This is a genomic window from Rhodothermales bacterium (genome assembly GCA_039944855.1).
Taxonomy (GTDB): domain Bacteria; phylum Bacteroidota; class Rhodothermia; order Rhodothermales; family JANQRZ01; genus JBBSMX01.
In genome coordinates this window covers 45,263-61,787 of sequence record JBDUXZ010000002.1, presented here as the reverse complement: position 1 = coordinate 61,787, position 16,525 = coordinate 45,263, and the positions used below count along the sequence as shown (strand labels likewise).

Sequence of the window (16,525 nt, the reverse complement as noted above, 5' to 3'; positions counted from 1 at the left end):
CTTCCCACCGTCATCCCCTTCCCTCGTGCGCCGTTTCTTCTGGGCCCTGTTCGTGCTGCTCGACGGGCTCGTCCTGCTCGCCGCAGCGACGGGCTACGCCGCCGTCCACGTCGACCCTCGGACGTTCTGGTGGAGTGAACTGCTCGCCGTCGCGCTCCCGGCGTTCGCCGTCGCCCTCCTCGTGCTGACGGCCGTGCCCGTGGCGATGAAACGGTGGGGCTGGGTGGCGCTCCACGTCGTGGCGCTCGTCGTGCTCGCGCTCCGGCTCGTCCCGTTCGAGCGGCTCCAACAGGCCGGCCCCGCCGCCGACGATGACCTCGTGGTGATGACGCTGAACGTCCCGCGCTTCGGCCCGAGCGCCGAGCAACTGGCGGCCGACGTGTTCGATCTGCTCGTGGCGGAGCGGCCCGTGTTCGTGGGGCTCCAGGAGACCGTCGCGCGCCACCGCACGCAGCCACCGTACCGACCGACGATCGCGTCGTACGTCAGCCCCGCCGTGGATTCGCTGGGGTACTTACTCGCGATCCCGCCAGACTGGGTGACGCACCAGCCCGTCCTGATCCGGCCCGACGCGCCGGGCGGGCTCGTCGTTGTTCAGCAGTTGCAGCGGACGCTGGAGACGGGGCCGGAGGACCGGGGCGCGTCGCAGTACGTCCGCACCCGGTTCCGGTGGCAGGGGCGCGAGGGCGTCCACTACAATGTCCACCTCCGCTACTTCGGGCAGGAGAAGCCGTGGGAGGAGGACGTCCGCCTCCTCCAGCCGGGCACGTGGCTCCCGTTCGTCCGCCGCTACCGCGAGGCGTACCGCCGCCGCGCCGCCGAGGTCGAGGAGATCGTCCGCGAGATCGAGGCGGAGACGCTCCCCGTCATCGTCGCGGGCGACTTCAACGCGACGGCGAACAACTGGGGCTACCACCGCCTCGCCGAGGGCCGGACCGATGCCTTCGCCGTCGCCGGCTCGGGCTGGGGCGGGACGTACCGCGCCGACTTCCCCGTCGTCCGCATCGACCACGTGCTCGTGGACCCCGCGTGGGAGGTCGTCGAGGCCCACGTCCCCGCCGTCACGTTCTCGGACCACCGCCCGCTCGTCGTCCGCCTCCGCTGGCGCGACGGCGGCTAGCGGGAAGTTGGCGGGAATCTTGTACGGCACAAGGCCAGAAACCGCAGGACGCCGGAGCCTGCTCCCGGCTCCGCCGTAGTATGCCCCCTTCTGCAATCATTCCCCTGCTCATAATGCGTCCGCTCGTGTTTCGTCCCCTTCTCTTGTTGGTGCTCGGCTGCACGGCACTCGCCGCGCCGGCCGCCGCGCAGGGCTCGTACCAGCGCTACTACGACCAGCAAGACCTCGAAGCGCTCCTCTACGCTCGGCACGGCGACCTCGACGCATTGCCGGAGGTGACGTACCGCTACGCGGTGCTCAGCGACCCCGAGGGCAACTCGGTGTGGGCCCGCCACCGGCTCTACAAAGAGCTCGGCGAGGGCGACGCCCGCGCGGGCCGCGAGCACCTCCCGCTCATCGAGTTCATCAACTACGTCCGCGTGCCCGAGCTCAGCGTTGGCGACACGCTGATCGTCCCGAGCCGGGCGGACCTCGACATCCGCGCGTATGCCCCGTTCCCCCGTTTTTATGAAGGCGCGGCGGACTTCGACAAGCTGTTCGTCATCGATAAGAAGGTGCAGGCGTGGGCGGCCTACGAGTACGGCCGGCTCCAGCGGTGGGGCGTCGTGAACACGGGCGCGGAGGGCTCGCGCACGCCGGGCGGCCGGTACAACTTCAACTGGCAGGAGCCCGAGCGCATCTCGTCCGAGAGCCCGGAAGGTGAGGAGTGGCTGATGAAGTGGGTGTTCAACTTCCACGCCCCGCGCGGCTTCCACATCCACCAGTACACGATGCCGACGGGTGCGCCCGCCAGCCACGGCTGCGTCCGCCTCATCGCCGCCGACGCGAAGTGGATCTACGACTGGGCCGACGGCTGGAAGCGCGACAGCGCCGGCCGCGTCGTCGAGCAGGGCACGACGGTCCTCGTGCTCGGCGACGGCGAGGAGCCCGACGGCCGCCCGCAGCGCTTCGTCCACACCCCCGCCGGCCCGCGCCCGAACCTCGCCGACCTCCCCGCCGACCCGTTCAGCGTCCCGCCCGGCACCGACCAGCAGGTCCACTTCGACCGCCTCCGCGCCTCGAAATCGTAAACCCAGCGCCGACCCCGCCGTAGAGACGCAGCATGCTGCGTCTCTACCTCCGCCCGAGCGCAGTGCCAGTTCTCGCTCAGCCCTCGCCGTCCCAGAAGCCCGCGCCGGAGATCGCCGGGCGCGCGTCCTGGTTGGCGATTTGCCACGTCGTCGCGAAGATCAGCCGGCCGATCCGCGCCATCCGCTCGTAGTCGATCTTGTGCGCTTCGTCGCCGACGCCGTGGTAGTCCTCGTGCGTGCCGGTGAAGTAGAACACGAACGGGATGCGGTGCTTGCCGAAGTTCCAGTGGTCGCTGCGGCGGTAGAACTGGTTCGGGTCGTCCTTCGTGTTGAAGCGGTCGTTGAGTTCGAGCCCGCCGCCGACGAGGGCATTCGCTGCCGTCGAGATCCGGTCGAGGTCGTCGGAGACGATCTTCGAGCCGATGAGGTAGACGTAGTTCGTCGCGCCGTCGAGCTCGGGGTCGTACCGCCCGATCATGTCGATGTTAAGGTTCGCGACGGTGTTTTCGAGTGGGAAGACGGGCTCGGTGTCGGCGTAGTAGGCCGAGCCGAGGAGGCCCTTCTCTTCGCCGGAGACGTTGAGGAAGAGGACGGAGCGGCGGGGGCCGTGGCCGTCGCGCCGCGCCTGCTCGAACGCCTCGGCGATTTCGAGGATCGTAACCGTGCCCGAGCCGTCGTCGTCGGCCCCGTTGTAGATCCCGTCGCCAATCGCGAGCGGGTCCATGCCGACGTGGTCGTAGTGCGATGAGAGGACGACGATTTCGTCTTTGAGCACGGGGTCGGAGCCCTCAATGAACGCGAGCACGTTCTCGCTCTCGACCGTCCGCGTCGCGCGCTCGACCGCGGCCTCCACGTTCACGTCGTCCACGGCGAACACGACGGGTATCAGGCTGCTGTCGATGGCCCGCTGCAACTCGGCGACGGTGCGGCCCGACGAGGCAAGAATAGCGTTCGCGAAGTCCGACGAGACGTTAAACATCGCGGGGAACCGGCTGCCGCCGCCGCTCTCCGATCCGGCGAGCGAGAGGGAGCCGAGCCTCTGCGCCGTCGCCGCGGCCTGCTCGGCGACGCCGAGGGGCTGGAGCGGGCTCGTGTCGGCGACGACGAGGAAGCCGGCGGGCGCGCCGAGGTCGCTGCGGAGGAAGCCGAGCGCTTTCCGGTACCACGACGTCGAAAAGTCCGTCGGCACGCCGTCCTCGGTGAGGAGGCTGCGGCCCTCGGCCGAGAGCGGCTCGTCGCCGAGGACGAGGACCCATTTGCCAGCGACGGAGAGGCCCGCGTCGCGGAGCGCGGCGAGGTCGTCGTACGCCTCGTTGCCGCCGATGCCGTAGCCGGCGAAGACCACGCCGCCAGTCATGCTACCGTCGCCGCCGCTGCGGAGGTAGGCGAGGCCGTCCTGCCGCTCGGGCGTGAACGTGCTCGTGGCGACGGTCTCGCCGCCGCGCTGCACCGTGAGCCCGGCGCTCGCGACGTAGGCTTCGGTGAGCGCGAAGGGCTGGAAGTAGGCCGCCGGGCTCAGCGGGTCGTCCGTCGCGGCCGTGCCCTTCGGCGACACGCCGATCTTGCGGTACTGTCCGGCGAGGTACTGCGCGGCGAGCTTCTGTCCGCGCGTCGCCGTCTCGCGGCCCTCGAAGTAGTCGGAGGCGAAGACGTAGAGGTGGGCGGCGAGGTCGGACGGCGTGATCGTCTCGGCGTAGCGGACGGCGAGTTCGGGGTCGGCGTCGAGCGTGGGGACGGGCTGCGCGCACGCGGCGGAGCTAGCGAGCGCGAGCGCGACGAGCAGGAGAGCAGGACGGGGGTTCATGCGGAGTCGGAGGGTTGGCGTGGAATCGGGCAAAGGTAGTCGCCGACGAGTCGGGCGTCGCGGGCCGTGTGGCGGGACGGCCTACGGCGTGACGAGGTGGACGGCTCGGCCCCCGAGCCCGTGCGTCAGTAGAGCTGGCGGCGCTTGTTGAGGTAGGCGAGGAGCGCCGTGTTGAACGGCTCGGCCGTGTCGAGCTCGACGAAGTCCACGTGGTACTCGCGGCAGCGGCGGCGGAACCGCTCGGCGAAGGCCCTCGCGGCCTCGGCGTAGCTCTCGCGGAGTTGGGCGGGCTGGAGCGTCACCTCCTCGCCCGTCTCCATGTCGCGGAAGAGCATCGGCACGTCGGGGAAGGCGAAGCGCCGCTCGGTCGCGCCGTCGAGCACGTGGAAGACGAGGACCTCGTGGCCGCGGTAGCGGAGGTGCTGGAGCGCTTTGAGCAGGTCGTCGTGGGCGGCGACGTTCTCGAAGAGGTCCGTGATCACGACGACGAGCGAGCGCCGGGCGATCCGTTCGGCGACTTCGTGCAGCGCCGCGGCGGCTCCGGTCTGCGCCGCATCGCGCCGCTTCGGCGGGGGAGCGTCGACGAGGTGTTGGAGCTGGGCGAGGAGGTTGCGGAGCGCGCCCTGCGTGCTCTTCGGCGCGACGCTCGTATGCACCGTTTCGTCGAAGGCGATCAACCCTGTCGCGTCGCGCTGCCGCGCCATGAGGTAGTGGAGCCCGGCGGCGAGGTAGGCCCCGTACTCCAGTTTGGAGAGCGCGGCGTCGCCCTGATAGCGCATCGACGGGCTCGTGTCGAGGACGACGTAGTGGCGGAGGTTGGTCTCCTCCTCGTACTGCTTGACGTAGTAGCGGTCGGTCTTGGCGTAGACCTTCCAGTCCACGTGCCGCAGCTCGTCGCCGGGGTTGTACGGGCGGTGCTCGGCGAACTCGACGGAGAAGCCGTGGTACGGGCTCTTGTGGAGGCCGGTGATGAAGCCCTCGACGATCAGCCGCGCGCGCAGCTCCATCGAGTCGAGCTGCGAGATCGTCTGGGGGTCGAGGTAGCGGAGGCGGGCGTCGGCGGGCATCGGGCAGGCGTGGGAGGGCGGGTGCTACGAGCGAGGCCCCGGTTTGTTTGAGACCCCAACGCGGCGGCCGATACTGCCCGTATGCTCTCGGTTCCTTTTCGGCAGCGGCTGTGGTCTGAGACGTGGGGCTCGTCGGTCCTGCTACTGCCGTTCTGCGTCGTGTTTGCCTTCGAGGGCGGCGGGTTCTGGCTCGGCGAGGCGCTGTGGACCATCGTCCACGCCTTCGACCTCATCATCCACGAGGCCGGGCACTTCTTCTTCCGGTTCTTCGGCCGGTTCATGATGATCGCGGGCGGCTCGCTCCTCCAACTGCTGCTGCCGGCGCTCTTCGTGTTCCAGGGTGTCTACTGGAGCAACAAGCTCGGCACCCAGCTCGCGCTCCTCCTGCTCGGGCAGAACTTCGTCGACGTCAGCGTCTACGCCGCCGACGCACAGGCGCGGGCGCTCCCGCTCATCGGCAACCTCGGGCCGGAGAGCCACGACTGGCACAACCTCCTCGCGATGACGGGCCTGCTGGAGCACACGCCGCTCATCGCCGGGGCGATCTACGCCTGCGCGTTCGTCTGCTGGGGATTGATGCTCGCCGTGCCGCTGCGGATTCACTGATCTCCCCGCAAAATCACCGACGGGCCGATCTCGCGCCTCCGTACCTTTGGGGCATGGCGCTGCTCTCTCCCGATGATACCGTCAAGGCCCAGCTCATGGACGCGGCCGACCTCGACCGGACCCTCAACCGGCTCGCGCGGCAGATCGTGGAGCACCTCGACGACGCGGCCGAGCCGGCCGATCGCCTCGCCCTCGTCGGGATGCAGACGCGCGGCGTCTTCCTCGCCCGCCGCCTCCGCGATAAGATCGAGGCGTTCGAAGGGCTGAAGCTCCCCTTCGGCGTGCTCGACGCGACGATGTACCGCGACGACTTCCGCAAGCGCCTCCGGCAGCCCGTCGTCCACCCTACCGACATCCCCTTCGACGTCGACGACCGCCGCCTCGTCCTCGTCGACGACGTGGTCTACACCGGGCGCACGACGCGCGCCGCGCTCGACGCCCTCATGGACCTCGGCCGCCCGGCGTCCGTCCGCTTCCTCGCCCTCATCGACCGCGGCCTCCGCGAGCTCCCCGTTCGCCCCGACTTCGTCGGCCGCACCGTCCCTACCACGCCCGGCGAGGAGGTCCGCGTCCGTCTCGCCGAGATCGACGAAGCCGACGGCGTGTGGCTCGTCGAACGAGCGACGAACGACGACTAACGAACGACGAATGGGTGCCTCTCCCGACCAACCCGCTGCGATCATAACCGAAGAGCCACTCGACCCTCGTCGCTCGTCGCTCGTCACTCTCGAGCACCGCCACCTCCTCGGGCTCGCGACGTACAGCGCCGAAGAGATCCGCCTCATCCTCCGCACCGCGCGCGAGTTTCGCTCCGTCCTCGACCGCCCGGTGAAGCGCGTCCCGAGCCTGCGCGGCGTCACCGTCGTCAACCTCTTCTTCGAGGCGAGCACGCGGACGCGGCTCTCGTTCGAGCTCGCCGAGAAGCGGCTCTCGGCCGACGTCGTCAACTTCTCCGCGAGCGGCTCGTCGGTCTCGAAGGGGGAGACGCTGAAGGACACGGCGCGCAACATCGAGGCGATGAAGATCGACATGGTCGTGATCCGCCACGCCTCGCCCGGCGCCGCCCACTTCCTCACGCGGTGGATCGACTCCGTCGTGCTCAACGCGGGCGACGGCGCGCACGAGCACCCGACGCAGGCCCTCCTCGACATGCTCACGCTCGCCGACCTCGACCTCCCGCGCTTCGGGGAGCAGCTCCACCGGGGCGACTTCGCCGGGCTCAACGTCTCGATCATCGGCGACATCACGCACAGCCGCGTCGCGCGCTCGAATATCCACGGCTTGCAAGCGCTCGGCGCGAGCGTCACGCTCTGCGGCCCGCGCACGATGATGCCACGCGACATCGAGCAGATGGGCGTCCGCGTCGTCGACCGGCTCGACGCGGCGCTCGAGGGTTGCGACGTGGCGATGGCGCTCCGCATCCAGCTCGAACGGCAGACGGGTTCGAAGGGCGGCCTCTTCCCAAGCCTCCGCGAGTACCACGAGCGCTACGGCATCAAGGAGTCGCACCTCGCCCACTACCCCGACCTCCGCATCATGCACCCCGGCCCCGTCAACCGCGGCGTCGAGCTCGCGAGCGAGGTCGTGGACTCGGACCGCTCGGTGATCCTGAACCAGGTCACGAACGGCGTCGCCGTGCGGATGGCGTGCCTCTACCTCCTCTCCGGCGGCACGGGCGCGCGTGACGGCGAGCGGAGCGACGCATGAAACGCCGCCCGCAACCGACCCTCATCGTCGGCTGGCGCGAGTGGGTCGCGTTGCCCGACCTCGGCCTGCCCGCCGTGAAAGCGAAGGTGGACACGGGGGCTAAAACGTCGTCGCTCCACGCCTTCGACATCGAGACCTTCCGCGAGGACGGGTGCGAGCGCGTCCGCTTCGGCGTCCACCCGCTGCAGGAGAACGAGCGGCTCGCGGTGTGGGCCACGGCCGACGTCGTGGACGAGCGCTCGGTCACGAGTTCGAGTGGGCACGAGGAGTTGCGCGTCGTAATCCGCACGGCGCTGCGGCTCGGGGATCTGACATGGCCCGTCGAGGTTACGCTCACGGACCGGCGCTCGATGCGGCTGCGGATGCTGCTCGGCCGCGAAGCGCTCGCCGGCCGCCTGCTCGTCGACGCGAGCGTGTCGTACCTCCACGGCCGCAAGCCCCGCGCGGCCCACCTCTACACGTAGCGCCCTTCGGCGGTCCTGCCGGCCTACGCGCTCCGCACGTCTCCCGTCCCCGATGAAGCTCGCCATCCTCTCGCGCAACGCGAACCTCTACTCGACGCGCCGGCTCGTCGAGGCCGCCGAAGGGCGCGGGCACGAGGTGCTCGTGCTCGACACGCTGCACTGCACGATCCACCTCGGCGCGAGCGGGCCCGAGGTGCACCTGCGCGGCGAAAAGATCGACGGCATCGACGCGGTGATCCCCCGCATCGGCGCGTCGATCACGTTTTACGGACTCGCCGTGGTGCGGCAGTTCGAGGCGATGGGCGTGTACTGCCTCAACGGGTCGGTCGGGATCACGCGCTCGCGCGACAAGCTCCGCGCGCACCAGCTCCTCGCGAAGGCGGGCATCGGCCTGCCCGTCACCGCCTTCGCCCACCACCCCGATGCCGTGGACGACGTGATCCGCGCCGTCGGCGGCCCGCCGCTCATCGTGAAGCTGCTCGAAGGGACGCAGGGCGTCGGCGTCGTGCTGTGCGAGACGAAAAAGGCGGCGCAGAGTGTGATCCAGGCGTTGCGCGGACTCAAGGCGTACATCCTCGTGCAGGAGTACATCAAGGAAGCGGGCGGGAGCGACCTCCGCTGCCTCGTCGTCGGCGACAAAGTCGTGGCGGCGATGGTGCGGAAGGGAGCCGAGGGGGAGTTCCGCTCGAACCTCCACCAGGGCGGCACGGCGAGCCTCGCGAAGATCAGCCCGGCGGAGCGGCGGACGGCCGTGCAGGCGGTGAAGGCGCTCGGCCTGCGCGCGGCGGGCGTGGACATCCTCCGCTCGAACCGCGGCCCGCTCGTGCTCGAAGTCAACTCGTCGCCGGGGCTCGAAGGGATCGAGAAGGCGACGGGCCGCGACGTGGCGGGCCTTCTCATCCAGTTCGTCGAGAAGAGCGTGCGGCCGGCGAAGCCGGAGCTGTAACGGCTCACGCCTCTCGCAATACGGCGAAGTCGACGGCGTCAGTCTCCGGCGTCTCGGCGTCGAGCACGCGGCGGGCGTAGGCGAGCGCAGCATCCGTCTCCTCGGGTTCGACGGAGGCGACGGCGTCGGACGGGATGACGACGTGGAGGTCGCGCATGTATGCGTCGATTGCCGTGGCGAGCACGCAGATGTCGCCCGCGAACCCGGCGAGGACGAGGGTGTGCACGCCGAGGTAGCCGAGGAGCGTCTCCATCGTCGTCGCGAAGAACGCGGAGTGCTTCGGCTTGAGGATGAAATAGTCGTCGTCCTCGGGCCGCAGTCGCTCGACGATGTCGCAGCCGGGCGTGCCGGGACGGAGGCAGCGCTCGACGACGGCGGCGAAGTCGTCGCGCCAGCGGCCGAAGTTGTCGTTCGCGTAGATCACCGGGACGCCGGCCGCGCGCGCTGTTCGTTTCAACGCGGCGATGCGCTCGGAGGCGGGCCGGGCGTGGCGGAGCAGCTGCTCGGCGTCGTCGAAGTCGAAGTCGTTGATCACATCGACGAGGACAAGGGCGACGGGGGAGGAGTCGGGCGCGTGCCCATCGGCATCGGAGGTGAGGTCGGTCATGGGAGTAGAGAGGAGAGGGGACCGGAAGTTAACTCGCCGTCAGTCCGTCCGGTCCGGGTGCAGCCGGTCGAGGTGCCACCGCAGCGGGTTGTCGGCGACGTAGCGGCGGGCGATGCCGAGTTCGCGGTCGTCGCGCAGCACGCGCTCCCAGTAATTCCGTTGCCACACCGCCGCGCCCGGTATCCCCCGCGCCGCGTTCACCCGTTTCGTCACGGCGGATTTGAACCCGGCGACAAGCGCGCCCAGCGATTTGGGCAGGGGTCCCGGCCGCGCGCTTGGTCCCGACCGTAGGGGCGACCGGCCGGTCGCCCCTACGCCGACGGTGGGGAACGCATCGTCGGGCGTTTCAACGCCGACGGTGGGCGGTGTACCGGCGATGATCCCGATGATGCCGTGGACGTGGTTGGGCATCACGACGAACGCATCAAGGACGACCTCCGCGCGGATGTCCCCCGTCCGCATCCATTCCTCGAAGACGGCGTCTCCGGCTGCGCTCAACGCCATCTCACCGTCCACGATCTCGCCGAAGAGCGGCAGGCGGCCGTGGGTGCAGATCGTCACGAAGTAGAGGCCGCCAGCGTAGTCGTGCCAGCGCAGCCGGACGGAGCGCCGGCGGTGACGGCTCGGGTCGAAACGGGGGACGGGCTCGGCGATGCGCATGGGCGGCGGGTTTCGACGAGAGACACCCGGTGCGCCCGCATCGTAACCGTCAGCCCGCCGAGCGCAGGACTTCGAGCGGCGGGCGGCGCAGGACGCCCCGGCTCCCCGCCAGCCCGATCGCCACCGTCAGCGCGGGCACGACGGCGAGCGCGACGAGGACGGCGCCCCACGCCGGCACGAACGGCACGCGGAACGCGAACACCGAGAGCGCCCACCCACCGATGAGTGCGAGCCCCACGCCGACCGACGCGGCGAGCAGCCCGAGCAACAGATACTCGGCGAACAGAATCCGCCCGACTTGGGGCCGGCTCGCGCCGAGCGTCCGCAACAGCACGCTCTCCTCGACGCGCTGGAACTTCGAGATCAGCACGGCCCCGGCGAGCACGACGAGCCCCGTCAGGATCGAGAACAGGGCCATGAACTGGAGCACGAACGCGACGCGCCCGAGCACGCCCTCGACGAGCCCGAGCACGAGCCGTACGTCCACGACTGACACGTTGGGATAGGCACTCACGACGGCCCGCTGCACTCGCGCCGACGTCTCGGCGTCGATCGCGCGCGTGAGCACGATGTCGAACTGCGGCGCGGCGTCGAGCGGACCCTCGGGGAAGACGACGAAGAAGTTCGGCTGTACGCGTGTCCAATCGACCGTGCGGAGGCTCGTGATGACGGTCTCGACGGGGACGCCCTGCACGTTCCACGTCAGCCGGTCGCCGACGCCGACGCCGAGGTCGGTCGCGAGGTCGGTCTCGAACGAGATCGGGACGAGCGCCGTGTCGGCGGGGACGGAGCCGACGAAGGTGCCTTCCGCTAGCGTCTCCGAGTCGACGAGCGCGCCGCGATACGTCGAGCGGTATTCGCGACGAAGTGCCCAGTTGGGGAGGTCCACGGTGGAGTCCTGGCGGAGCGCGTCGGTGTCGCGGCCGTTGATCGCGTCGAGGCCCATCGTGACGACGGGGATCTGGGCGAGGGCGGGTTCGCCTTCGGCATCGAGGAGGGCGAGTACGCCGTCACGCTGGTCGGGCTGGATGTCGAAGAGGATGAGGCCGGGCCGCTCGCCGCTACTCGTGATCGCGACCTGGTCGAGGAGCGAGGTCTGGACGAGGTAGAGCGTGGTGATGAGGAAGGTCCCGAGCCCGAGCGTCAGCATCAGCACGAGCGTCTGATTGCCCGGCCGGTAGAGGTTGGCGAGGCCCTGCCGCGCGGTGTACGGCCAGCCCGTCGGGAAGAAGCGTCGCACGGCCGCCGTCGTCGCCCACGCCGCGAGCGCGAGCAGCCCGAGCACCGCGCCCACGCCGAGCGGGAAGCCCACCGCCGCGCGCCAGTCACCGGTCTGAACCCATGCGAACGCCGCCACGCCGAGGGCGATGAACGCGAAGATCGCCCCGCGCAGCCAGTCGAACCGGCCCTCGGCCTCAGCGCCCGGCCGGATCGCGCGCAGCGGCGGAATCCGGCGGATGCGGACGAGCGGGAGGAGCGCGAACACGAGCGCCACGGCGAGCCCGAGGCCGACGCCCTCGATCACCGCGCCCCACGACACAGCGAAGTCCACGTCGACGGGGAGGAAGGGACCAAGCACGCGCGGCAGCAGCGTTTGCACCGCCACGCCGAGCGCGGCGCCGAGGAGCGCGCCGAGGAGCCCGAGCGCGGCTGCTTGCAGGACGTACGCCCGCAGCGTCTGCCCGGCCGTCGCCCCGAGGCAGCGGAGCGTGGCGATCGTGTCAGCTTTCTGGCGGACGTAGACCGTGATCGCGCTCGCCACGCCGATCCCGCCGAGCAGGAGCGCGACGAAGCCGACGAGCGCGAGGAAGCGGTTGAGGTTGCCGAGCGCGTCGTTCCAGTCCTCCTGCGCGCCCGTCGCCGTCTCGCCGCGTAGGCCGAGCGCGCCGAGCCGGTCGCGCACCTCGGCGAGCACGGCATCGGGGTCGGCGGCGTCGAAGAGGAAGTGCTCGCGGTATTCGACACGGCTGCCGAACCCGACGAGCGCCGTGTCGAGGCGAGCGAGCGGGACGTACACGCGCGGCCCGACGAACGAGCCGACGCCCGTCTGCCCCGCGATCTCATCGATGGCCCCCGCGATCCGGTACGTCCGCTCGCCGACGCGGACGGAGTCGCCGGGCGCAGCATCGAACTGGAGCAGGAGGGAGGCGTCGACGAGCGCTTCGCCACGTTGCTGATAGACGGCAGCGGCGCTGTCGGGCGTCGTCGCGATCTCGCCGTAATAGGGGAAGCCGCCGTCGAGCGCGCGGATCTCCGTCAGCCGCGCGTTCCCCGTCGCGGGGAAGAACGCCATCGACGCGAAGGCCAGCTCGCGCGACTGTTCGCCGGGGTACGCCTGCGCAACCGAATCGACGAGCGCCCGGTCTTTGTTGGCGAAGGGCCGCCGCGCCGAGAGCGTGAGGTCGGAGCCGGTGAGCGTCTGCGCCTGCTCGGTGACGGCCGTTTCGAGGCTGTCGGCGAAGGAGCGGATCGCGACGAGCGCGGCCACTCCGAGCGCCATCGAGGCGACGAAGAGGAGGAGGCGGCGGCGGGCGCTGCGGCTGTCGCGCCAGGCGAAGGTGGGAGCGAAGGGCATGAGGCGGGGTGTCGGAGGATCAGAGCGGCGAGGCGGGTCAGGAGGCGCCGTTCCCTCGGCTCTTCGGCCCCTCAACTCCGACCACGTGCCCGTTTCTCGGGGTGCTGACGGTCGCGTGCGTCGCTTCGTCGGACACCAGCCGCCCACCCTTCAGCTTCAGCACGCGCTCCGTCCGCCGCGCGAGGTCAAGGTCGTGCGTCACGACGACGAGCGCGGTGCCGGCCTCGGCGTTGAGGTCGAAGAGGAGGTCCTCGACGCGCTCGCTCGTCTCGGCGTCGAGGTTGCCCGTCGGCTCGTCGGCGAAGAGGATGCGGGGCCGGTTGATGAACGCGCGGGCGAGGGCGACGCGCTGCTGCTCGCCGCCGGAGAGCTGCGTCGGGTAGTGGTCGAGCCGGTCGCCGAGGCCGACGCGGTCGAGGAGGCGCGCGGCCTCGGCGCCGGCCCGCTCGCCGCGGAGCTCGAGCGGGACGCTGACGTTCTCCAGCGCCGTCAGCGTCGGGATGAGGCGGAACTGCTGGAAGATGAAGCCGACGGAGCGGCCTCGCGTCCGCGCGCGGGCGTCCTCGTCGAGGTCGTCGAGCGCCTCGCCGCAGAGCACGACGGAGCCGGACGAGGGCTGGTCGAGCCCGGCGCACAGGCCGAGGAGCGTCGTCTTCCCGCTCCCGCTCGGCCCGACGATGGCGCAGGTCGCGCCGTCTTCGAGGTCGAACGAGACGTCGTCGAGGACGGTGAGGCGGCGGGCGCCGCTCTCGAAGGTCTTGGTGAGGCGGCGGGCGGAGAGGGCGAGGGACACGGACGCGCAGGCTGGTCGAGAGGGACCGCTGGTACGACCGTCGCGGACCTCTGTTGCAACAGGGACCGGCCTTCGACGGGTGTTCATTCCGCGTGCGTTTTCGTGCGACGCTTCTGGCCTCGCACGGCGTGGCTGGGGCGGAACTGCCCCCCACGCTCGCGGTTTGCTGCCCCCTATTCGATATCCCGCTGCGCCATGATCCGTCCCCTCATCGCTTTCATGCTCCTCTTCGCCCTGCTTCCCGGCTGCTCGTCTTCGCCCGACCCGGCTCCCGCTGAGGCCCCCGCCGCCACGGCGGCCCCGGAATCGACCCCGTCCTCTGACGACGCCCTCACGATTGTCTACCTCGGCGACTCACTCACGGCGGGCTACGGGCTCGCCGGCGGCGAAGACCAAGCCTACCCCGCACTCATCGCAGCGAAGGTCGAGGCGCTCGGGTGGAACGTCCGCACCGTCAACGCGGGCCTCAGCGGCGACACCTCCGCTGGCGGCCTCCGCCGCCTCGAATGGCTCGCGAGCCGGCAGGACATCGACGTGCTCGTGCTCGCGCTCGGCGCGAACGACGGGCTGCGCGGCCTCCCCGTCGAGGCGATGCGCGAGAACCTCGAAGCCATCATCGCTCGCGCCCGTGCTGCCAACCCGGATGTCCGCATCGTCCTCGCCGGCATGATGGTGCCGACGAACATGGGCGGTGCGTACGGCGAGCGCTTCAACGGGGTCTTCCGCGCCGTAGCTGCCGAGCAGGACGTGGCGCTCATCCCGTTCCTGCTCGACGGCGTCGGCGGCGTCCGCGCGCTGAACCAGCCCGACGGCGTCCACCCGACGGCCGAGGGCCAGCGCATCATGGCCGAGACGGTGTGGGCTACGCTACGCCCCGTGCTCGAAGTCGCCCGCGCCGAACGGAGCTGACGCCGCTAGAAGTTGAAGCGGAGGCTGAGGTCGACGACGCGCTCCAGAATCTGATACGTGTCGCTCAGCGCGTAGCGGAACGTCGGGCTCAGCACGAGGTGTTGCTCGCCGAGGCGGAGGCTCACGGGCAGGGCGAACTCGACGCCCGTGCTGCGAACGGCGACATCGTAGCCCACGAGCCCCGCGACACAGACGTCTTCGCACTCGTACGGGGTGGACACATCCACGTCGTCGGAGAGCGTACGGAGGTGGTAGAGGCCAGCACCGGGCAACACCTCCAGCCGGTTGCCCAGTCGGAGGCGGCCGAACAGGAGCGCAGAGACGTCGGCGTCGAAACGCGTGGCGTCCACCATCGTCGGCCCGAAGCTGAAGCCGCCGAACGTAGAGCGGTAGGCCCCAGCGCTCAGGAGGCCGCGTACCTGCAGGACCGCGTGCGGTCCCAACTCACGGTGGTAAGCGGCCGTGGGACGGAGCTCCCAGGCGGACGATTCGGAACCATAATCCGACTGAACAACGCTCGAGGCCACGTGCCGCACGCCGAGGCTGAGGTCGAGCCCATTTCCTATGCGGTAGCCTGCTTCAGCGGCGAAGGCCCGGTCGCGTTCTATGCCCTCCTGCAGCCCGAACGTGCCGGCGGCCGCGAAGACGCCGGGCAAAGAGGTGTAGAGGCTCTGGGCCGAGGCGGGAGCACATCCGATCAGTAGCAAGAGGACGAGGCTTGCAATTCGAAGCATGGCGATGTAAGAGGAGTGAGGAGGGAATAGGCCCAAGTTAGGAAATGAGATTCGGGCGTTCAACGGCGGCGAAGGGCAAAAAGCGATGGCATGCGTTCGGCCGCCATGGGCACTGCCTGCCTCTCCACTCAGCATGGGAGCGCCGCATGAAAAGCCCCCGTCGCGGCGGAGCAACGAGGGCAGATGTCCCAAACGTGGGCTCGGATCAGTCGGGCTTCGTGCCGACGCGGCTCTCCGTCCCGTGCAGCAGTCGGCCGATGTTGGCGCGGTGCGTGAACAGGATGAGGAACGGGACGATCGCGCAGAACCACATCGTCGGGGCCGACACCTCCACGCCGAAGACCCACTCGCGCACCACCTGCGTGAGCGGAAGCGACGCCGCCGCCGCCATCGAGGCGAGCGAGACGTAGCGTGTCGTCCACACGATGAGGGCGAAGAGGCCGAGGCCGACGAGGACCGGAACCGGCGCGAGTGCGACCACTACGCCCGCGCCCGTCGCGACGCCCTTGCCACCTTTGAATCCAGCGTAGAGCGTGTAGATGTGACCGAGCACGGCCGCACCGCCGGCCGCCACCATCAGCCAGCCATCGCCGTTGGGGAACATGAACTCGGGCGGTGCCCCACCGCCGACGCGGAGCCGTGCGATCACGCCTACGGCGAACACGCCTTTGAGGAGGTCGAACAGCATCACCCCGGCACCGGGCATGGGCCCGAGCACGCGGAAGACGTTCGTCGCGCCCGCGTTGCCGCTCCCGTGCTGCCGGATGTCGATACCGCGCAGCCAGCGTGCGGCGAGGATGCTCGTCGGAATGGAGCCGACGAGGTAGCTGAGAAGGAGGATGACGACGAAAGAGGCCATGACGGTGAGAAGGAAGGAGGAAGCTCAGCGCAAGATCGTGGGGGCGGGACGGGGAAGACGCCGTCGCGCGTCACGTCTAACCTGTAGAAATACGCCCCTCGGGGTAAATTGCTCCCGGCGAGGGAGCCGGGCGAGCGTTGGCACTGCGGAGGCCACGGCTTGGCATTACTTCTTCAAGGGCGGGCCCCGTGAGTGGAGCGTCTACTTCGTCCATGTGCAAAAATGGGACCGTTGCCCGTCGTGCGGCGTCAGTTAGAGAATGTTTGGAAGCGCTTCCGACCCCTTTGGTCCTAGCGAGAGCGAAAACGGTGCGGCGGAGGGTGGGAGCAGGAAGCGTAGGACAGCGACAGGCAGTCAATAACCCAAGCTGTGCCCTATCCCGCTCGTCATCTCGACCGAGCGGCAGCGAGCGGAGAGATCCCCCACGTCGGTTGGTTCTGTGCGGTGGGAGATCCCTCGGCTGCGCTCGGGATGACAAAACGGAAGGGGGTGGCATCCCACACAACTCGGGCTCAATATAGCGAAAGCCGTTCGCCTGACGGTGTTAAGCGAATGGGTGGTAAGCGAATGGAAAGGGATTAACTGGACGGTGCGGTCGGGGGCC

16 protein-coding genes are annotated in these 16,525 nt (G+C 69.8%); 8 read left to right on the top strand and 8 right to left on the bottom strand.

Features of this window, described 5'->3' with window-relative positions:
• The first annotated feature begins 25 nt into the window (after positions 1-25).
• Together ABJF88_00635 and ABJF88_00630 are read left to right on the top strand one after the other, a co-directional pair.
• Entirely contained in the window at positions 26-1,120 is a 1,095-nt protein-coding gene (locus ABJF88_00635) for an endonuclease/exonuclease/phosphatase family protein (GenBank protein MEP0545417.1), read from the top strand.
• A gap of 125 nt (positions 1,121-1,245) precedes the next feature.
• Entirely contained in the window at positions 1,246-2,190 is a 945-nt protein-coding gene (locus tag ABJF88_00630; GenBank protein MEP0545416.1) for a L,D-transpeptidase, read from the top strand.
• 76 nt (positions 2,191-2,266) lie between these two features.
• On the opposite strand, the gene ABJF88_00625 is transcribed toward ABJF88_00630, so the two are convergent.
• Positions 2,267-3,994: a M28 family peptidase gene (locus tag ABJF88_00625; protein MEP0545415.1), complete on the bottom strand. Its 1,728-nt coding sequence runs from the start codon at positions 3,992-3,994 to the stop codon at positions 2,267-2,269.
• 125 nt (positions 3,995-4,119) lie between these two features.
• Entirely contained in the window at positions 4,120-5,061 is a 942-nt protein-coding gene (locus ABJF88_00620) for a DUF58 domain-containing protein (GenBank protein MEP0545414.1), read from the bottom strand.
• A gap of 81 nt (positions 5,062-5,142) precedes the next feature.
• Between ABJF88_00620 and ABJF88_00615 the strand changes: the two genes are divergently transcribed.
• The 5 genes from ABJF88_00615 to rimK are packed head-to-tail and all read left to right on the top strand — an operon-like array spanning position 5,143 to position 8,784.
• Positions 5,143-5,667 (top strand): hypothetical protein, encoded by a 525-nt coding sequence (locus ABJF88_00615; GenBank protein MEP0545413.1) that lies wholly within the window; start codon positions 5,143-5,145, stop codon positions 5,665-5,667.
• A gap of 53 nt (positions 5,668-5,720) precedes the next feature.
• On the top strand, positions 5,721-6,305 hold the full coding sequence (gene pyrR, locus ABJF88_00610) for a bifunctional pyr operon transcriptional regulator/uracil phosphoribosyltransferase PyrR (protein MEP0545412.1): 585 nt from the start codon (positions 5,721-5,723) through the stop codon (positions 6,303-6,305).
• A gap of 10 nt (positions 6,306-6,315) precedes the next feature.
• Positions 6,316-7,374 carry an aspartate carbamoyltransferase catalytic subunit gene (locus tag ABJF88_00605; protein MEP0545411.1) on the top strand — a complete coding sequence of 353 codons (1,059 nt, stop codon included), beginning with the start codon at positions 6,316-6,318 and terminating at the stop codon, positions 7,372-7,374.
• Positions 7,371-7,838 (top strand): ATP-dependent zinc protease, encoded by a 468-nt coding sequence (locus tag ABJF88_00600; protein ID MEP0545410.1) that lies wholly within the window; start codon positions 7,371-7,373, stop codon positions 7,836-7,838. The genes ABJF88_00605 and ABJF88_00600 overlap by 4 nt, the downstream gene beginning before the upstream one ends.
• A 52-nt stretch (positions 7,839-7,890) precedes the next feature.
• On the top strand, positions 7,891-8,784 hold the full coding sequence (gene rimK, locus ABJF88_00595) for a 30S ribosomal protein S6--L-glutamate ligase (GenBank protein MEP0545409.1): 894 nt from the start codon (positions 7,891-7,893) through the stop codon (positions 8,782-8,784).
• A gap of 4 nt (positions 8,785-8,788) precedes the next feature.
• On the opposite strand, the gene ABJF88_00590 is transcribed toward rimK, so the two are convergent.
• From ABJF88_00590 to ABJF88_00575, 4 genes are read right to left on the bottom strand one after another with little or no spacing between them, the layout of a single operon-like run.
• Positions 8,789-9,391, bottom strand: a complete 603-nt coding sequence (locus tag ABJF88_00590; protein ID MEP0545408.1) for an isochorismatase family cysteine hydrolase — start codon at positions 9,389-9,391, stop codon at positions 8,789-8,791.
• 39 nt (positions 9,392-9,430) lie between these two features.
• Positions 9,431-10,051, bottom strand: coding sequence for a transposase (locus ABJF88_00585; GenBank protein MEP0545407.1), 621 nt, complete (start codon positions 10,049-10,051; stop codon positions 9,431-9,433).
• A gap of 49 nt (positions 10,052-10,100) precedes the next feature.
• Positions 10,101-12,626, bottom strand: a complete 2,526-nt coding sequence (locus tag ABJF88_00580) for an FtsX-like permease family protein (protein MEP0545406.1) — start codon at positions 12,624-12,626, stop codon at positions 10,101-10,103.
• A 37-nt stretch (positions 12,627-12,663) separates the two neighbouring features.
• Complete coding sequence (locus ABJF88_00575; GenBank protein MEP0545405.1) at positions 12,664-13,419, bottom strand: ABC transporter ATP-binding protein; 756 nt, start codon at positions 13,417-13,419, stop codon at positions 12,664-12,666.
• A gap of 195 nt (positions 13,420-13,614) precedes the next feature.
• Here ABJF88_00575 and ABJF88_00570 point away from each other — a divergent pair, with 195 nt between their 5' ends.
• Positions 13,615-14,328, top strand: a complete 714-nt coding sequence (locus tag ABJF88_00570; GenBank protein ID MEP0545404.1) for an arylesterase — start codon at positions 13,615-13,617, stop codon at positions 14,326-14,328.
• Positions 14,329-14,333: 5 nt separating this feature from the next.
• Here ABJF88_00570 and ABJF88_00565 read toward each other — a convergent pair whose 3' ends face one another.
• Together ABJF88_00565 and plsY are read right to left on the bottom strand one after the other, a co-directional pair.
• On the bottom strand, positions 14,334-15,062 hold the full coding sequence (locus ABJF88_00565) for a hypothetical protein (GenBank protein MEP0545403.1): 729 nt from the start codon (positions 15,060-15,062) through the stop codon (positions 14,334-14,336).
• A gap of 205 nt (positions 15,063-15,267) precedes the next feature.
• The gene (plsY, locus tag ABJF88_00560) at positions 15,268-15,921 is read right to left on the bottom strand and encodes a glycerol-3-phosphate 1-O-acyltransferase PlsY (protein MEP0545402.1); all 654 of its coding nucleotides are present in this window, start codon (positions 15,919-15,921) and stop codon (positions 15,268-15,270) included.
• Positions 15,922-16,525: the final 604 nt, after the last annotated feature.

Bases quoted from the DNA above. Each gene is read 5' to 3' on its own strand.
- ABJF88_00625 (MEP0545415.1), bottom strand. From the start codon at position 3,994: ATGAACCCCCGTCCTGCTCTCCTGCTCGTCGCGCTCGCGCTCGCTAGC.
- ABJF88_00620 (MEP0545414.1), bottom strand. From the start codon at position 5,061: ATGCCCGCCGACGCCCGCCTCCGCTACCTCGACCCCCAGACGATCTCG.
- ABJF88_00615 (MEP0545413.1), top strand. From the start codon at position 5,143: ATGCTCTCGGTTCCTTTTCGGCAGCGGCTGTGGTCTGAGACGTGGGGC.
- pyrR (MEP0545412.1), top strand. From the start codon at position 5,721: ATGGCGCTGCTCTCTCCCGATGATACCGTCAAGGCCCAGCTCATGGAC.
- ABJF88_00605 (MEP0545411.1), top strand. From the start codon at position 6,316: ATGGGTGCCTCTCCCGACCAACCCGCTGCGATCATAACCGAAGAGCCA.
- ABJF88_00600 (MEP0545410.1), top strand. From the start codon at position 7,371: ATGAAACGCCGCCCGCAACCGACCCTCATCGTCGGCTGGCGCGAGTGG.
- rimK (MEP0545409.1), top strand. From the start codon at position 7,891: ATGAAGCTCGCCATCCTCTCGCGCAACGCGAACCTCTACTCGACGCGC.
- ABJF88_00590 (MEP0545408.1), bottom strand. From the start codon at position 9,391: ATGACCGACCTCACCTCCGATGCCGATGGGCACGCGCCCGACTCCTCC.
- ABJF88_00585 (MEP0545407.1), bottom strand. From the start codon at position 10,051: ATGCGCATCGCCGAGCCCGTCCCCCGTTTCGACCCGAGCCGTCACCGC.
- ABJF88_00580 (MEP0545406.1), bottom strand. From the start codon at position 12,626: ATGCCCTTCGCTCCCACCTTCGCCTGGCGCGACAGCCGCAGCGCCCGC.
- ABJF88_00570 (MEP0545404.1), top strand. From the start codon at position 13,615: ATGATCCGTCCCCTCATCGCTTTCATGCTCCTCTTCGCCCTGCTTCCC.
- ABJF88_00565 (MEP0545403.1), bottom strand. From the start codon at position 15,062: ATGCTTCGAATTGCAAGCCTCGTCCTCTTGCTACTGATCGGATGTGCT.
- plsY (MEP0545402.1), bottom strand. From the start codon at position 15,921: ATGGCCTCTTTCGTCGTCATCCTCCTTCTCAGCTACCTCGTCGGCTCC.